Here is a 250-nt window from a genome sequence, read left to right as displayed (position 1 = left end):
TGTGCTGCGCGCCCCCCAGTCGTCGAGCCCCCATTCCCGCATGCATTCGTTGACGATCCAGAGTCCCGCGGCTATGCGCAGGAACCGTACGGTGCCGTCGAGGCCGAGCTCGTTCGTGAAACCCGCTTCGCGGGCCTGGTCGCTGGTGATGAGGTGATCGACCTCGACGCCGGTGAGGATCCACGTGCCGCACGAGACGTACGCGAAATCCTGATCGCGGGCTGGCACGGCGATCACCGCGCTCGCGGTG

General features: G+C 67.2%; 1 pseudogene. It reads right to left on the bottom strand.

The window, feature by feature from the left end:
- Nucleotides 1-250 (bottom strand): annotated as a pseudogene (locus DSP71_RS07850) (rhamnulokinase); the annotation flags it as partial.

Origin of the sequence: Microbacterium sp. H6, assembly GCF_003314775.1 — a bacterium.
Taxonomy (GTDB): domain Bacteria; phylum Actinomycetota; class Actinomycetes; order Actinomycetales; family Microbacteriaceae; genus Microbacterium; species Microbacterium oxydans.
This window is presented reverse-complemented; position numbering and strand designations above follow the sequence as displayed.